Origin of the sequence: Rhodococcus sp. EPR-157 (genome assembly GCF_001647195.1) — a bacterium.
Taxonomy (GTDB): domain Bacteria; phylum Actinomycetota; class Actinomycetes; order Mycobacteriales; family Mycobacteriaceae; genus Rhodococcoides.
This window is the reverse complement of record NZ_LVCV01000164.1, coordinates 1-15,917: the sequence shown is the minus strand read 5'-3', so window position 1 is coordinate 15,917 and position 15,917 is coordinate 1. Positions and strand designations below refer to the sequence as shown.

The window sequence follows — 15,917 nt, the reverse complement described above, 5'->3', positions numbered from 1 at the left end:
GATCTACACCGACAACGCCGACCCGTTCCGATTGGGCGACAACTGGTACGAGGACCGCAAGTACGCCCTCACCGTGGCTGCTTTGCCCCGTGCACGGTACCGCCGCGCCCTCGAACCAGGATGCTCGATCGGGATCCTGACCGAGAAGCTCGCTGCACGCTGCGATGCGCTCGTCTCCACCGACATCGTCGCCTCCGCTCTCGCATCTGCCGGGGCCCGAGTCGACTCCGAGCACGTGCAATTCGTCGAGTGGTCGCTGACGGAGTCGTGGGATGTTGTCGCCCAGGGCGAAACGTTCGATCTGATCGTTCTCAGCGAAGTCGGCTACTACCTGGACGAACTCGATCTCCGTGCTGCACTCGATACCGCGATCACCCATCTCGAACCAGGCGGAACACTGCTGGCCGTGCACTGGCGGCATCCCGTCGCAGACTATCCACAGTCGGGTGACGAGGTCCACGGGATCATCGCTGCAACCGACGGATTGGTCCGAATAGGCGGATATGTCGACGAGGATGTGATACTCGAAGTGTTCGCGGCTTCGACCGACAGACCAGACTCGGTCGCAAGAATCGAGGGCCTGGTATGACTGGGGGGACCATGACCGACGAGACATCGACTGGCAAGACATCGACGAACACCCACGACGGTGGCGCCCTCGAATCCCTCCTCGGTCCCGACAGCCTGAACACCGACTTCGCGCCCATCGTCGACCTGCTGACCCGGGAGGTCATCGGCTACGAGGCCATCGTCAGCGGGCCTGCAGAGTCCGCGTTCGCGAACCCCGCTGCGCTGTCCTCGGCGGCACGAGCCATGGATATGACCGTCGATCTCGATCTGGTTCGATGGTCGGGAGCGGTCGCCGGCGCAGCCCGAATCGAATCGTTGCAGGACTTGCCCCTGTTCATCGCCATCGATCCGGACACGCTTCCGCATCTTCCGGACCGGGGAGAGGTAGCTGCGGGTACCGCCGTTCTTCAACTCGACGAGACATCGTTGATCCGCAGGCCCTCGCAGTTGCTGCGAGCCGTGGCGGATGTACGACGCCTCGGCTGGGCGATTGCCGTCGACCATGTCGGCGTGCGCCCGGAGTCGCTGGCTTTGCTTCCGCTGCTGGAACCCGATGTCGTCAAGCTCGACCGAACCCTCATCACGCGCAAGCCGAGCAGATTCACAGCGCGAGTGGTCAACGCCGTGGCCGCGTATACCGAACGCACCGGGGCCATTGTCATGGCCGAAGGAATCGACACCGAGGACGGCATCGGCACAGCCATCGCACTGGGCGCCCGCGTCGGACAGGGGAAGTTCTTCACCGACCAGAATCCGGTTCCGGTCGAGCAGTCGAAACGCTTGTCGCCGTTGAACTTTCGAACATCACCGGGTCGCGGATCGCTGCCGAGATCGTCCCCGTATCAGCTGGCTGCGGTCGGGAGGGTGTCGAAGCCGTCCACCAAGGGATTGTTGGTCGAAGTAAGCAAGGGGCTCGAATCGATCGCCAGCCAAAGCCTTCAGACAGCAGTGATCCTGGGCTCGTTCGAGAAGCGGGAGCACTTCACCGCGCTCACTGCCCGACGCTGGGAAGTCATGGCGTCGAGGGCCGCACTAGTCGGCGCCTTGGCCGTCGGCATCGATGCCGAGCCGGCGCCCAAGGTTCGTGGCGCCGACCTGGCGGCAGACGACCCGGTGCGCGAGGAATGGGTGGTCGTCGTACTCTCGCCGCATTTCTCGGCCGTACTCGCGGCGAAGGACTTGGGCGACACCGGTCCCGATATGGACAGGCGCTTCTCGTACGTACTCAGCCACGACCCGGCATTGACGGTGGACTGCGCGCGCAGCCTGCTGCTCAGATTGCCTGTGGAACGAACCGGTCTCTAACGCTCCGCGCCCGCGGTGACGCCCTTACCTGCACCAACGCCCTTACCTTCACCGACGACTTTCCCCGAGCCGATTCCTTTTCCTGCTTCCGCACTGTCCTCGGCGTCCGCGACAACCTGGTGCGCGAGATCGGCGAGACGGGTATTGGTGTCCTGCGACAGCTTGGACAGCAGCGCGAACGCGGCCTGCGCGCCCAAACCGTAGCGTTCCATCAACATGCCTTTTGCCTGACCGATGACGTCGCGGGTGGTCAGAGCCGCACGTATTTGCTGCTCCTCACGTGCACTCGAGAACGCGATCGCGGCATGCGCGGCGAACAGTGCGCCGATGGATTCGGCATCCTCACCGAATGCGCGCACCCTCGTCGAGTGCAGGTTGAGCGCCCCGAAGTTGTAGCCCTCCACATACAGCTGGAAACAGATCATGCTCTTGACGCCCAACCGGGACGCCTCCGCGGCGAAGCGCGGCCAGCGATCGTCGCTGTCCATATCGTCGATGCGAATGGTCCTCTGCTCGATGGCCGACTCCAGGCAGGGACCCTCGCGCAGCGTCTCCTGCAATGCGTCGCATTCCGCCGCCAGCTCGCCTGCCAGGGCCGCACTGTGTACGAACTGGCCGCGCAACACCGTGGTGATACTTGCCGATTCCGCCGCCGGAACGTTCATGACCGCGGACTCGGTGATGGCGAGGAGCGTCCGATCGGGGTCGCTGTGCTCACGGCGGAGCGCCCTGGCCACCGAAGCCATCCGCTGCCCGAAGTCGGGGGCAGGCGCAGGCGTCGAGACAAGGGGTGGGTCGGGGTCGACGACCGTCGCCGACTGCATGCCTTCATCGAGACTCTGCTCGCTGATGGGAACCACCTCCGCCGAAGCTCGTCCCGGCCGGTGGCCGGGAGGCAAACAATACCCTCGTTCAGAGAGCACTTGGCGCAAGGAGCTGGTGAGCGAACCGCATCTTGTCCAGCACGGTCGGCGGCAACACGAACGGATACAGGTCCTGATGCCCCATCGATCGGTTGATCTGGTTGAGCGCCCAGGAGAGCGGCAGCCACCATTCGATGATCTGATCGAAGCCGACATCGCCCGGCAGCGGGCTGTCCAGAGTCGAGCCTGCAGGCGCCATACCGAACGCCGCGGCGGTGTCGAGCGTGTCCCTGATGTGCAGGTAGTGCGCAAACGTCTCGGCCCAGTCCTCGGCCGGGTGCATCGTCGCGTACGACGAGACGTAGTCGTCCTCCCAGTTGTCGGGAGCTCCTTCGTTGTAATGCCGGTCGAGTGCAGCTTGGTAGTCGTCGTCGGGGTTGCCGAACAACTCCTCGAAGCGCGGCCGGTTCTCGCCGGTCCCGACGAGAACCAACTGGTAGTAGTGGCCGATTTCGTGTCGGAAATGGCCGACGAGCGTCCGGTACGGCTCGGACATCGATACTCGCAACTGCTCGCGGTGGACATCGTTGCCCTCCGCGAGGTCCAACGTGATGAGACCGTCCGCATGGCCGGTCATCACCTGGGTGTTCGCACTCGACAGCAGATCGAATGCGAGTCCGGTCGCGGGATCCTCGTCACGGCCGACGATCGGCAGCCCCAGCTCGGTCAGCTCGAGCACCACACGGCGCTTGTTGGTCTCGGCGTCGGCGTAGGCCGCCATCGCTTCGAGGTCTTCGTCGGCGGGTCGGGTGTGGGTCAGCCTGCACGAGACGCAGAGCTCTTCGCCCTCGTCGGTATCGACGAGCCAGTTGCACTTCGCCGTGGTCAGGTTGCCGCACACTTTCCACGCGGTGCCGTCGACCTCGACCTCGGCAGCACCGTCGTCGGCCTTGCCCGGGAGCACGAGGAGGGATCGCGAGGGGAGGTGGAAGCCGAGAGCACTGTGGCAGTTGAGGCACAGCGAATTCTCGAAGGACAACTTCTGACCGCATTTGCGGCAGATCAAGGCACGCATGATCCCGACTTCCTGAAATTTGGTGCTTAGTGAGCAGAACGATCAATGGTTGCCTGTGCATACGTCGGCAACGCCATACATTCCCTACGGGGTGGGTCACAGAAACATCACGATTGCATAACGCAGACCAGCTTCGATGGAAGCAATCTCTCCGATACCGCGTTGGGTTGCTGTGCGCGGCTTCCGGACTACTGCAAGAGTAGTTCACGCGACTGGGCCACCGGAGGGGATTTTCACACCATGAGCACGACCACGATCCCTGGATCGGTTCGACGATGGCAGACATGACGCCCGCTCTCTCGCCGGCTCGGCGGTTCGCCCAGCGACTCACCGAGGCCCGGGGAGCCAGGAACAGCGAGACACTCGCGGCTGGATTCCTACTCGCGGCCACTGTCGCCGCACTCCTCTGGGCCAACTCACCGTTCGGCGAGACCTATCAGACCTTCTGGCACACGGAACTGTCGATCTCCGTCGGCAACCACGGAATCTCACTCGACCTTGCGCACTGGGTCAACGACGGTCTCATGGCCCTGTTCTTCTTCGTCGTCGGCCTGGAGGTCAAGCGTGAGTTCGCGATGGGCGAACTCACCGATCGTTCCAGAGCCAGCATCCCCATCGTCGCCGCCCTCGCCGGGCTCGCGATTCCTGCGCTGCTGTTCCTGGCACTCAACCCCTCCGGCGAGGCGTCCGGCGCATGGGGCGTCGTCATCTCGACCGATACCGCATTCGTTCTCGGCGCCCTGGCAGTGGTCGGGCCGAAGAAGGCAGCACGATTGCGCATCTTCCTGCTGACGCTTGCGGTCGCCGACGATGTGGGGGCATTGGCGATCATCGCGTTCTTCTACACCGACAAGCTCGAAATCATACCTCTTGCACTGGCATTCGTCGGACTGGCAGTCATCGCACTACTACGACGGTTCGAAGTCTGGCGCGGCATCGGATACTTCGTCGTCGCGATCGCGACGTGGGTGGCCTTCTACGAATCCGGCGTCCACCCGACGCTCGCAGGTGTCATGATCGCACTGATCCTCCCGGTGTACCCACCACGACGAAGCGAAGTCGAACGCGCCTCGGACCTCACTCGCGCGTTCCGACAATCGCCCAATCCCGAATACGCGCGAGCCGCCAGACTCGGACTCGACCAAGCAGTGTCGGTCAACGAGCGCCTGATGCGGCTTTACCAGCCGTACACGGCATTCATCATCGTGCCGATCTTCGCGCTCGCCAACGCGGGCGTCGTATTGAGCGGTGAGACGCTCCGGGCGTCGGCCACCTCACCCCTGACGTGGGGCATCATCGTCGGCCTCGTGCTGGGAAAGCTCGTTGGAATCACCGGCGCTGCAGCACTGTTCGCCAAGATGAAGCCGTCGGCACTGGCCCCTGGGTTGACCCTCTCACACATCGCCGGTGGTGCCGCACTGTCGGGGATCGGCTTCACGATCTCACTGTTCATCGTCGACCTCGCCCTCGACGACGAACTGCTCGCCGACGAGGCACGTGTCGGCGTGCTCGCCGCATCGGTGATCGCGGCGGCGCTCGGATGGCTGTTGTTCCGGATCGACGCACGCATTCATCCGCCGCGGCAGGAGACGTCGCACCGCATCCTGCGTCCGGTCGACCCGAAACGCGATCATATCCGCGGGCCGGTGGACGCGACCCTGACGATCGTCGAGTACGGCGACTTCGAATGCCCGTTCTGCAGCAAGGCAACCGGCAGCATCCGAGAGGTTCGGATGCACTTCGGTGACGACGTTCGCTACGTGTTCCGGCACCTGCCTCTCGACGACTACCATCCGCATGCGCGATACGCAGCGCACGCCAGCGAAGCAGCAGCCGCTCAGGGCAAGTTCTGGGAGATGGCCGATGTGCTGTTCGCACACAGCGACGCACTCGAACCCGACGACATCGACGGCTACGCGCAAGAACTCGGACTCGACGTGGAACGGTTCGAGGAGGATCTCCGCACCGGCGACTACGTGGTGCGGGTCGAAGACGACGAACTCGATGCCGCGTCCAGTGACGTCGACGGAACCCCGACGTTCTACCTCGGCCTCGGTGACCGAAATCTGATCCGGCACACCGGACCGTACGACGCCGCGTCGCTAATCCGAGAGTTGGAGGCGTACCGGGTGTGATGCGGCTCCGCCGCAGTAACTCTGCGCGGCTCCGCCGCAGTGGCGCGTTTAGGTAGGTCAGGATGCACTTAACCGTGCCACTGCGCCGGAGGCGCTACTCCACCCGATTTCCCTGCTCGTCCCAATGCTCGGCAACCTTCTTCGACGGCTGAACACGAGGCGGCTCACCGGGCATTTTGGGATAGTCGGGTGGGAAATTGAGTTCCCCGCCAGGCAGGGTTTCCCACAATGTCAGCAGCGGGTCGAGCGAATAGGCCGAGGCATCCATGTCCTCCCACGGGTCCCCGTCCGCGAGATGGTCTGCCACGGTCACCAGATTGAAGTCTCGGGGATCGGTGACGGACGCCAGTTGCGACCACGTCATCGGCGTACTCACCGGCGCACCCGGCCTGGCCCGTAAGCTCCAGGCACTCGCGATGGTGCGGTCACGGTTGTTCTGGTTGTAGTCCAGGAAGATGCGTTCTCCGCGTTCTTCTTTCCACCATGCGGTCGTGACGCCGTCGTCTCGACGCTCCAGTTCACGGCCGAGCCCGATGGCTGCGTGCCGCACTTGCTCGAACGTGTAGTCGGGTTCGATCCGGACGTAGATGTGAATCCCCCGGTTCCCACTCGTCTTGGGGTACCCACGAAGACCCAGCTCCTCCAACAGCTCGCGAGTCACCTCCGCCACCCGCTGAGCGTCTGCGAACGAAGTTCCAGGCTGGGGGTCGAGGTCGAGTCGGAGTTCGTCGGGATGGTCGACGTCCGGCCGGCGCACAGGCCACGGATGGAACGTCAAGGTGCCCATCTGCGCAGCCCACACCGCGGCAGCGGATTCACTCGGGCACAGCTCGTCTGCGGTTCTCTTGCTCGGAAAGGCGATCTCGACCGTCTCGATCCAGTCGGGTGCCCCCTTGGGCAGGCGCTTCTGATAGAAGCCGTCGCCCTCCTTGTCCTGCGGCCCCACCGCAAGTCGCATTCCTTCCCGGTAGCCGTCCGGCCACCGTTCCATGGCGGTCGGACGTTCGCCGATCGCCCGCATCAGCGGTTCACCGATGGCCGCGTAGAACTCGCAGACCTCCAACTTGGTGATCTGTGGTGTCCGGTCGGTGGCTTCGTAGATGATGCGGTCCGGACTCGAGACCCGCACCTCGCGCCCGCCGGCATCCACGAACGCCGGCGGCGTCTTCCCGGCCATCTAGATGCCTCCGGCAATGACATCAGCGACGTCGTAGCTGACGGGGACTTCGAGTTGCTCGTAGGTGCAGGACTTCGGATCACGGTCCGGACGCCACCGCAGGAATCGTGCTGCGTGACGGAGCCGTTCACCTTCCATCTGGTCGTAGGCGACTTCGACGACGCGTTCGACGCGCAGCGGAACCCAACTGCGATCCTTGTTCGACGTCCACCGATTGGCCTCCCCCGACTTCGGCTCTTCACCGGTGCGAAGCGGTTGCAGCTCCTCGAGGATTTCCACTCGGCGCTTGTCGGTGAAGGCCGAGGCCCCTCCGATCATCCTGAGTTCGTCACCGTCGTACAGTCCGAGAAGCAGTGATCCTATTCCGTTGCCGGACTTGTGAACTCGATAGCCGATCAAGGCGCAGTCCGCCGTTCGTGCGTGCTTGATCTTGATCATCTCGCGCTTGTTCGGCAGGTACACACCGTCGAGCTTCTTTGCGACCACACCATCGAGCCCGGCGCCCTCGAACCTCTCGAACCAATCCTGCGCGGTTGCTGCATCGTCGGTGGTACTCGTCACCTGGCAGCGGTCGCCGCCACTGAGCACCTCCAACAACTGTGCCCGACGCGTGCTGAACGGCTCACCCATCAGATCCTTCGTCCCGAGGGCCAGCAAGTCGAAGCCGACGAACATCGACGGTGTCTTCTCGGCCAGCATCTGTACACGAGAGTCGGCGGGGTGAATTCGCTCCGACAGAGCATCCCAATCGAGCCGAGTCCGACCGTCGATCTCACGCGGAACGACGATCTCACCATCGACGACGACCCGCTCCGGCAGCTCTCGTCGTATGGATTCGACCAGCTCCGGAAAGTAGCGGGCCAGGTCCTTGCCGCCGCGGGAGCCGAGAATCACCTCGTCGCCGTCGCGAAAGACGATTGCTCGAAAGCCGTCCCATTTGGGTTCGTACGACCACTGCGGCGGTCCGTCGGACGGTTGAGCGGGCACGATCTTGGCTGCTTTGGCGAGCATCGGCGCGAGCGGCCACGAAATCGGTAGGTCCACGAGGTCAATACTGCCTGACCGACCACGGGTTGGATGGAATTTCTTTCACCCCCCGAAATCGGCGCAGAAGGGATATTTTTACTTGGCTCCCAATTTTGTGCAGACTCCCGAAGATCAAAGGACCGATCGTGACCCCCCTCTATCGCACGCTCCGCAGCGCAGCGCTCACCGTGATGGCCTGCAGCGCCCTTCTGCTCGCGGGCTGCAGTTCCGATGTCACTCCGCGCGCAATTCCAGCTTCCGGCGACGTCGTGACCTCGTCGTCGAGCACCGCCCAGACCACTACGAGCGCCGCACCGTCCGGCCGGGGAGGCGACGACGTAGACATCGACATCGACGTGGAGATCGGCGAATGCGTCGAACTCGGTGGCACGATGACGGCGGCAACGATCGACAACGCGACGTGCGGTAGTCCCGACTCCAACTACAAGGTCGTCGGCAAAGCACCGACCAACGCCGAGTGCGTGTCGGACGTGGACCAGTACTACTACGAGACCTTCGACGACGTCGAGCAGGGTGCATTGTGTCTCGACGTCGACTGGGTAGTCGGTGGATGCATGGACTTCCCGGTCGCCGATGACCCCGAACGTGTCGAGTGCAGCTCACCGGGCTTCGACACCGTCAGAGTTGTCGAGATACTGGAAGGCACGACTGAAGTGAACGACTGCGCATCCGATGCGACCAGCGGGTTCTCCTACGACGAACGCAACTTCATCGTCTGTGTGGAGGATCTGTAGAGCACTGCCTCGCGTCCTCCCCGGCGATCGGTACTCACGAGCAGGTTTAGGCTTGTCACCTAGCCCCGCTATCGAAGTACAGGTCAGGAGTGTCATGTCGACCGAGAACGATTCACCGGACATCAAGCCACGGAGCCGCGATGTCACCGACGGATTGGAAAAGACCGCGGCCCGAGGCATGTTGCGTGCCGTCGGAATGGGCGACGAAGATTGGTCGAAGTCGCAGATCGGCGTTGCATCGTCGTGGAACGAGATCACCCCGTGCAACCTGTCTCTCGAACGCCTCGCCAAGGCCGTGAAGGTTGGGGTCCATGCGGCCGGCGGGTTCCCGCTCGAGTTCGGCACCATTTCGGTGTCCGACGGCATCTCGATGGGCCACGAAGGAATGCACTTCTCGTTGGTCTCACGTGAGGTCATCGCCGACAGCGTCGAAACCGTCGTCAGCGCCGAACGCCTCGACGGATCAGTGCTTCTCGCGGGCTGCGACAAGTCCCTTCCCGGAATGCTCATGGCCGCGGCTCGGCTCGACTTGGCGAGCGTCTTCCTGTACGCCGGTTCGACGCTGCCCGGTTTCGCAACCCTGTCCGACGGCAGCGAACACCAGGTCACCATCATCGACGCGTTCGAGGCGGTGGGCGCATGTTCACGTGGCTTGATGTCCCGCGAAGACGTCGACACCATCGAACGTGCAATCTGCCCCGGCGAAGGCGCCTGTGGCGGGATGTACACCGCGAACACGATGGCCAGCGCAGCCGAGGCACTCGGTATGTCGTTGCCCGGCAGCGCGTCTCCGCCGGCACCCGACCGTCGACGAGATCAGTTCGCACACGCGAGCGGCGAAGCAGTGGTGGAACTGCTGCGTCGCGGCATCACCGCTCGCGACATCATGACGAAGGAAGCATTCGAGAACGCCATCGCGGTCGTCATGGCCTTCGGCGGCTCGACCAACGCGGTTCTGCACCTGCTTGCCATCGCACATGAAGCAGAGGTGGATCTGACGCTCGACGACTTCACCCGCATCGGCTCCAAAGTTCCCCACCTCGCTGACGTCAAACCGTTCGGCAAGCACGTCATGACCGACGTCGACGCCATCGGCGGAGTACCGGTCGTGATGAAGGCGCTGCTCGACGCCGGGCTCATGCACGGCGACTGCCTCACCGTCACCGGAAAGACCGTCGCCGAAAACCTCGCTCACATCGCCCCGCCCGATCCGGACGGCAAGGTTCTACGCGCGATGAGCGAACCGATTCACCCGACGGGAGGCATCACGATCCTCAAGGGCTCACTTGCACCAGGCGGGGCCGTCGTGAAGTCCGCCGGCTTCGATTCCGACGTGTTCGTCGGCACTGCACGGGTTTTCGAACGGGAACGTGCAGCGATGGACGCACTGGAGGACGGCACCATCGCCGCAGGCGACGTGGTCGTGATCCGCTACGAGGGCCCCAAAGGTGGACCGGGCATGCGAGAGATGCTGGCCATCACCGGTGCGATCAAGGGCGCAGGCCTGGGTAAGGACGTTCTGCTCCTCACCGACGGGCGCTTCTCGGGAGGTACCACCGGCCTGTGCGTCGGGCACGTGGCACCCGAAGCCGTCGACGCCGGCCCCGTCGCATTCGTACGCGCCGGCGACCAGATCCGCCTCGACGTCGGCAAGGGGACTCTCGACCTTCTCGTCGACGACGCGGAACTCGAAGCACGCAAGCAGGGTTGGGCACCACTCCCGCCCCGCTACACCCGCGGAGTGTTGGCCAAGTACGCCAAGCTCGTCGGATCGGCGTCGGAGGGTGCGGTGCTGATCTAGGCGGTCCGCTCACGACCCCCGGGATCGCTTGAACGGTCCATCCATACGATCAGATAGCTGCAAAGGTCCATTCAAGCGGTCCGAGCGCCAGCCCACCATCGCTTGAATGGTCCATCCATACGATCAGATAGCTGCAAAGGTCCATTCAAGCGGTCCGGGCCGGCCCCCAAAACTACAGCGGCATCGCCACTACAGCGGCATCGCCCAGACCGAGCTCGACCGCTCCTCGAGCTCGGCGCGCCTACGGTAGACCGAGTCGCCGTACTCGTAGAAGTTCACCTGGCTCGAACGGCTGACGGGTTTCGGTGCACGCCGCATGACGGGTAGTTCGGCGAGATCGAGTGCAGCGTCGAGTTCCTCCTCTGCCGATTCTCGACGCTTTCGGGCGATGTCGGCGAGAGCAAGCTGGTGGATGTTCAGGTGGCCGGCATCTTCCAGCGCTGCCTCCTCTGCTGCGGCTGCTTGAACCTCGAACACCTTTGCCGCCAGCTGGTAGATGCTAGGTCGGGCGATTTCGTCTTCGGCCAAAAGTATTGCAGCAGAAACAGTTTCGATCTTCAATGGCTTTTCGACGACCGGCTTGTCGTGCTCGATGAGCGCATGCTTCGGAGCCGACGGCTGATCGAGGAGATGCTCGAGCTCGGCCACTTCCCGGGCTACCCTCTTGTCGAACCCGACGGTCGCCTGCCCAGTCGGCCCAGTCGCCCCAGCCGGCTCGAAATCACCCATCTCGAAGGCGGCCGGAACGACGGAGAGTGTCGGCGCCGGAAGTGCTCGCCTGGTCGGAGCGGGGAGCAGAATTCCGACGATCACCGCACCCAGCGCGAAGACGACGGTAGCGATCAGCGAGGTATGCGTGACAGCACCGACGAACGAGCTGATCGCATTGGCCTGCAAGTTGTCTGCGTAGCCGGAGAGAAATGGGTTCTCCCGCATGATGTCTGCGACGATGACTGCTCCCGCAACCGAGTCACCTGACGCCTCGATTGCCTGCGCCGCCTGCGCTGTCGGCTGACCGTCCGGTCCCTTGCCGGGGAAACCAGTCAAGAAGTCGACGATGCCGCCGCGGTAGGTCGTCGCGAGGACGGATCCGAGAACTGCGATTCCGAGTGAGCCGCCAAGTTCGAGAGCGGTGTCGTTCAGTCCACCGGCTACGCCCAGCTTGTTGTCCGGAAATTCGGCCATGATGGCATCGGTACACGGTGACACGCTGAGCCCGATACCGATTCCGAGAAGCGCGAGTACGGGTACGAAGTCCATATACGTTGCGGTGGTATCGATTCCGAGCATGGACACCACCAAGAGCGTCCCGACGACCATGCCCGCGGTAACGGTGTACTTCATGCCGACTTTGGGCGTCAGCCACTGGGTGATGCCAGATCCCACGAACACGGCGCCGGCAAGGGGTAGCAGGTGCACTCCCGTCGACACCGGACCGAAGTCCAGCACGAACTGAAGATACTGCGCCACATAGTAAATGACACCGAAAGTGACGAGGAAGAACAGCAACACAGCCAACACTGCACCGCTGAGCATCCGCGAACGGAAGGCCCGAACGTCGAGAAGTGGGTTGGGATGCCGCAACTCCCACGCGATGAACGCACCGATGCTCAGCATGCCGACACTAGCGAAGTACGTTGGCCCGACACTCCATCCGAAGTGCATTCCCTCGATGATCGCGTAGACGACCGTCGATACCGCAAGCACCGACAGCAAGCCACCGAGCCAGTCGACCCTGCCGGGATCCACCGCCCGAGACGGGGGCACCAATGCGATCGCGGCAACGATAGCAAACACCGTGATCGGAACGTTGATGAGAAAACTCGAACCCCACCAATAGCTTTCGAGCAACCAACCGGCGAGCAGCGGACCCATCGCGATAGCCAAGCCCGAGGTAGCCGCCCAGATGGTGACGGCGGTTGCGCGTTCGCGCTTGGGGAACGTCGCGACGAGAAGCGACAACGTGGCGGGCATGACGATCGCGGCGGCGACGCCCATCACGACTCGAGCAAGTATCACTCCGACCGTGGCGTCGGTCAACGCACCCGCAACCGATCCTGCAGTGAAGATCAGCAGGCCGAGTAGCAGCGCGCCGCGACGAGAGTACTTGTCCCCGATCACCCCGAACAGCAACATCAATGCCGCATACGGCACGGTGTAGCCGTCGATGATCCACTGCAGGTCACTGCTGGACAGATTCAGATCCAACGTCATTGCGGGCGCGGCGACCAGCAGCGATGTGTTCGCCATGACGACGACCAGCAAACTCAGGCACAGCACCCCCAGCGCGGCCCAACGTTTCGCGTACGGTCTTTCCATCTCCTGGACAGGAGTCATCGCAAGCAGTGTCATGTGTGTTCCCCCCCTATGCACCACGTGCGACACACCGCGCGCAGTGCTGTGCAGCCTAGGAAGGTTGCGCTAGAGTGCGCAATTCTTTGTGGCGCCCGTTACACACGAGAACACCGGGATGACCGCCGGTGCTACCTCCGGATACGAATGTGCCACCGTGTCAATCGAACTGACGCGGTGGCACATTGATCCGCCGAAGGCGGGTAGAAGAACTACGGGATCGGTACGAACCCAGCTCCCACAGCGTTACCGGCATCGATGTGTCGCAGAATCGCGTCGATGTTGGTTCCGACCTGAGGGCCGAAGCACGCGACGCCCAGGTACGCGTTGACCATGCCGACCAGAGTGGAGCCGACGACGACCGGGCTTCCGGAATCGCCTTCGACGACGCACAACTGCGACCACGTCTCCTGCGACTGCAGAATGTCCCCGTACGCGACGCCACAGGTGTTGCCGGTGGTGCGGCCTTCCTTGCACACGATGTTCGGGAACGTCGCGGGCGGACCGATCTGAGAGATGGTCACGTTCCCGATGCGGTTGACCGGAATGACCTTCGCCCGATCGAACTCGATGACTGCGTAGTCGTACTCCGGATTGGAGAACGCGATCCGTCCGACGACTCCAGCCGACGGGTCGTACTCCGGCACGACAGTTGCCCCTGCGCCACCACAATGACCAGCGGTGAGACCGACGAGGCGGCCTTCACGGTCGTTGCCGATGGTCGTCAGAGTGCACTCGGCAGCGTTGTTCACGATGATTCCGGAACCACCCCCCAGTACCGCCGGAGCCGCAGCAGATGCGGTCCCGACGCCGAAGCTTGCAGCAAAAGCGGCTGCCGCCACGGCGACGAGCATGAACTTCTTCAACATGTATTCCCTCTCCAGCGGTGTCCGCAGAACCCTAGCAATAAGTACCACCAATGGACGAGTGCGTGCCGATTCGTGTCCGTTTCGTGCGATGAGACGCAGTCAGCGTTCGGACTCCAACGCCGCCAAAGTCGACCGCGCCTCCTCGAGTTGACGACTCAACTCGGCCACTCGCGATGCAGCTTCTTCCCTGGCATGGGAAATGACTGCTTCCACGGCGTCACGGGCTGAATCGTCGCCCAGTTCCCGTACCGCCCGAGAAACCGATTCCGGCGAGACAGGTTGCGCCTTGCCCGGTCGACGCGCGCCGTGAGTTACCGTCACGGACCAGTCGTTGTCGGCTCCCGCGTGAATGGTGACGCTGACGCTCTCGGGCCCCTTCTTACCCTTCCGAGTTCCCGACGCTGGTGCCTTCGACGGCACCGTGCCCGAGACTCCCGAACTCGACGCCACCGCCTTGGACGCCACCGCCTTGGACGCCACTGCTGGTTTCGGGGCGGACTTGGGAGATGCCGGCTTGGGAGCCGGTTCCGTCCATTCCGCGATGGCCGGCTTCGCAGCGGGCTTCGCGACCGATGTCGGAGCCGGCTTCGCCGCTGTCCCACTGGACGAATTTCGGGTGATACGGAGTTCCTCCGCTTCGAAGGGCAGCTCGTCGTTGACGCCCTTCGGGCTGATGGTCACCGTGGTTCCGTCGATCGAGACGACCTTCGCCGAGGTGCCCGCCGGGAGCCCGAGACTGGGCGTCGGCTCGATCAGGTACACGGTGGCCCGGCGGCCTTCGGCGAGGGCGGTTGCCAGCGTCGCGAGATTCTCGCTCGTCAGTGATTCGTTCGCAGTCGATCGTCTACGCGGTGGCATCGGTAGCTGCCCTCTCTCGAAAGTGTTTGCGAATACTGTCCCACACCTTCGACCAACATTCGATCGTGGACGCGGCCCTACTGTCCCCGAGCGCTTTTCGAACCGCGTGTGCCGACCACTTCACGAAGCTGTCGATTCCCGCCCGAACCTGCCCGTCGGACGCACGCGGGGCGACGCATTCCACTGCTGCCGAGATGGCAACCGTGAAACTGGCATGTCGACGGCTGCACCCCCGTAACCTGGCCGAGTACCCGCCTGCGGTACTCGAATGGGAGGGTCTCGATGTACCACGTCGACACGGGTGAACAGAATACGGCCGACGGGCAACAGGTGTATTTGCTCGACGCTGCATCGACACTGGAAGTCCAGGCACTGAATCAATGGATCGACTCCACCACCCCCGACGGCGAGCAGCGTCCGCCGTCGGTGGTCCTGTCCGGTGAAGCGGCACACGAGGTAGCCGAAACGGTTCGAGGAATCGCCGAGGATCCACTGTTGATCCCGCTTCGCGTGACGCTCTCGGAGAAACGCCGGGGTGGGATTCTGCGTCGCGCATTTGCGCCCCGCGGGAACTCGCTTCCGACCAAGGCGTGGCAGCGCTGGGTGCAGGGCGACGATCCCGATCACTCGGCGGTACTCGTCGGCGAGCCGGCCACCCTGCACGATCTTGCGAGCCGATTCGACAAGGCCGGGGGCACTTCCCTGTCCTCGTTCATCCGGCGACAGGCCACCCTGGCTCTCGACCGGGCGGAGCGCGACGTCATCGGCTCCGAGTACAAGATTCCCCGTTTCGTCGTCGAGGAGATGACGGAGCAGAAGAAGTTTCACGACGGTATGGCCGACCTCGCAGCGGACGTCGGCGAGGACATCGCCGAGGTCGAGCGACGTGTCCACGGCATTCTGCACGAGATGGTCGCGACCGAAACCCGACGCGCGGTCGAAATGTGGGGGACCCTCGGTGCCTACTTCTCGCGCGCCTACAAGGTCGATGTCGACCGGACCAAGCTGCAGCGGGTCCGCGAGCTCAACAAGAAGCATCCTCTGGTGTTCCTTCCCAACCACCGCTCCTACCTGGACCCACTCGTGCTGCGGCCGGCGCTGCTGACCGAGGGGCTCCCGCTCAACCACGTG

12 protein-coding genes and 1 pseudogene are annotated in these 15,917 nt (G+C 63.5%); 6 read left to right on the top strand and 7 right to left on the bottom strand.

Annotation, left to right across the window (positions count from 1 at the left end; all coding sequences use genetic code 11):
* Nucleotide 1: 1 nt before the first annotated feature.
* Complete coding sequence (locus A2J03_RS07295) at nucleotides 2-589, top strand: class I SAM-dependent DNA methyltransferase (RefSeq protein ID WP_156520255.1); 588 nt, start codon at nucleotides 2-4, stop codon at nucleotides 587-589.
* Nucleotides 590-600: 11 nt separating this feature from the next.
* A complete protein-coding gene (locus tag A2J03_RS07290; RefSeq protein WP_082897662.1) occupies nucleotides 601-1,875 on the top strand; it encodes an EAL domain-containing protein in 1,275 nt (424 codons plus the stop codon).
* Here A2J03_RS07290 and A2J03_RS07285 read toward each other — a convergent pair.
* Nucleotides 1,872-2,621, bottom strand: a complete 750-nt coding sequence (locus tag A2J03_RS07285; protein WP_231912407.1) for a GAF and ANTAR domain-containing protein — start codon at nucleotides 2,619-2,621, stop codon at nucleotides 1,872-1,874. The two genes, A2J03_RS07290 and A2J03_RS07285, sit on opposite strands and share 4 nt — an antisense overlap.
* 166 nt (nucleotides 2,622-2,787) lie before the next feature.
* Nucleotides 2,788-3,813, bottom strand: coding sequence for a zinc-binding metallopeptidase family protein (locus A2J03_RS07280; protein WP_068371445.1), 1,026 nt, complete (start codon nucleotides 3,811-3,813; stop codon nucleotides 2,788-2,790).
* 275 nt (nucleotides 3,814-4,088) lie between these two features.
* Here A2J03_RS07280 and nhaA point away from each other — a divergent pair, with 275 nt between their 5' ends.
* Entirely contained in the window at nucleotides 4,089-5,948 is a 1,860-nt protein-coding gene (gene nhaA / locus A2J03_RS07275) for a Na+/H+ antiporter NhaA (protein ID WP_068371442.1), read from the top strand.
* A 94-nt stretch (nucleotides 5,949-6,042) separates the two neighbouring features.
* Here nhaA and A2J03_RS07270 read toward each other — a convergent pair whose 3' ends face one another.
* Both A2J03_RS07270 and A2J03_RS07265 read right to left on the bottom strand, forming a co-directional pair.
* Nucleotides 6,043-7,125 (bottom strand): DNA polymerase domain-containing protein, encoded by a 1,083-nt coding sequence (locus A2J03_RS07270; RefSeq protein WP_068371439.1) that lies wholly within the window; start codon nucleotides 7,123-7,125, stop codon nucleotides 6,043-6,045.
* Nucleotides 7,126-8,169, bottom strand: coding sequence for an ATP-dependent DNA ligase (locus A2J03_RS07265; RefSeq protein ID WP_068371438.1), 1,044 nt, complete (start codon nucleotides 8,167-8,169; stop codon nucleotides 7,126-7,128). It lies immediately after the preceding gene.
* A gap of 128 nt (nucleotides 8,170-8,297) precedes the next feature.
* Here A2J03_RS07265 and lppU point away from each other — a divergent pair, with 128 nt between their 5' ends.
* The gene (lppU, locus tag A2J03_RS07260; RefSeq protein WP_231912406.1) at nucleotides 8,298-8,906 is read left to right on the top strand and encodes an LppU family putative lipoprotein; all 609 of its coding nucleotides are present in this window, start codon (nucleotides 8,298-8,300) and stop codon (nucleotides 8,904-8,906) included.
* Nucleotides 8,907-9,000: 94 nt separating this feature from the next.
* Nucleotides 9,001-10,707 (top strand): dihydroxy-acid dehydratase, encoded by a 1,707-nt coding sequence (ilvD, locus tag A2J03_RS07255; RefSeq protein WP_068371437.1) that lies wholly within the window; start codon nucleotides 9,001-9,003, stop codon nucleotides 10,705-10,707.
* A gap of 189 nt (nucleotides 10,708-10,896) precedes the next feature.
* Here the strand turns inward: ilvD and A2J03_RS07250 are convergent, their stop codons facing one another.
* The 3 genes from A2J03_RS07250 to A2J03_RS07240 all read right to left on the bottom strand — a co-directional run bounded on the left by A2J03_RS07250 (nucleotide 10,897) and on the right by A2J03_RS07240 (nucleotide 14,786).
* Nucleotides 10,897-13,059, bottom strand: a complete 2,163-nt coding sequence (locus A2J03_RS07250; RefSeq protein WP_197480651.1) for an MFS transporter — start codon at nucleotides 13,057-13,059, stop codon at nucleotides 10,897-10,899.
* A 212-nt stretch (nucleotides 13,060-13,271) separates the two neighbouring features.
* Nucleotides 13,272-13,928 (bottom strand): peptidase S1 family protein, encoded by a 657-nt coding sequence (locus tag A2J03_RS07245; protein ID WP_068371436.1) that lies wholly within the window; start codon nucleotides 13,926-13,928, stop codon nucleotides 13,272-13,274.
* 99 nt (nucleotides 13,929-14,027) lie between these two features.
* Nucleotides 14,028-14,786 (bottom strand): DUF6319 family protein, encoded by a 759-nt coding sequence (locus A2J03_RS07240; protein WP_068371429.1) that lies wholly within the window; start codon nucleotides 14,784-14,786, stop codon nucleotides 14,028-14,030.
* Between the two features lie 282 nt (nucleotides 14,787-15,068).
* Between A2J03_RS07240 and A2J03_RS07235 the strand changes: the two are divergent.
* Nucleotides 15,069-15,917 (top strand): annotated as a pseudogene (locus tag A2J03_RS07235) (glycerol-3-phosphate 1-O-acyltransferase); the annotation flags it as partial.

Excerpts from the sequence above, each read along its gene's own strand:
- A2J03_RS07290 (WP_082897662.1), top strand. The coding sequence starts at position 601 with ATGACCGACGAGACATCGACTGGCAAGACATCGACGAACACCCACGAC.
- A2J03_RS07285 (WP_231912407.1), bottom strand. The coding sequence starts at position 2,621 with ATGGCTTCGGTGGCCAGGGCGCTCCGCCGTGAGCACAGCGACCCCGAT.
- A2J03_RS07280 (WP_068371445.1), bottom strand. The coding sequence starts at position 3,813 with ATGCGTGCCTTGATCTGCCGCAAATGCGGTCAGAAGTTGTCCTTCGAG.
- nhaA (WP_068371442.1), top strand. The coding sequence starts at position 4,089 with ATGGCAGACATGACGCCCGCTCTCTCGCCGGCTCGGCGGTTCGCCCAG.
- A2J03_RS07270 (WP_068371439.1), bottom strand. The coding sequence starts at position 7,125 with ATGGCCGGGAAGACGCCGCCGGCGTTCGTGGATGCCGGCGGGCGCGAG.
- ilvD (WP_068371437.1), top strand. The coding sequence starts at position 9,001 with ATGTCGACCGAGAACGATTCACCGGACATCAAGCCACGGAGCCGCGAT.
- A2J03_RS07250 (WP_197480651.1), bottom strand. The coding sequence starts at position 13,059 with ATGACACTGCTTGCGATGACTCCTGTCCAGGAGATGGAAAGACCGTAC.
- A2J03_RS07245 (WP_068371436.1), bottom strand. The coding sequence starts at position 13,928 with ATGTTGAAGAAGTTCATGCTCGTCGCCGTGGCGGCAGCCGCTTTTGCT.
- A2J03_RS07240 (WP_068371429.1), bottom strand. The coding sequence starts at position 14,786 with ATGCCACCGCGTAGACGATCGACTGCGAACGAATCACTGACGAGCGAG.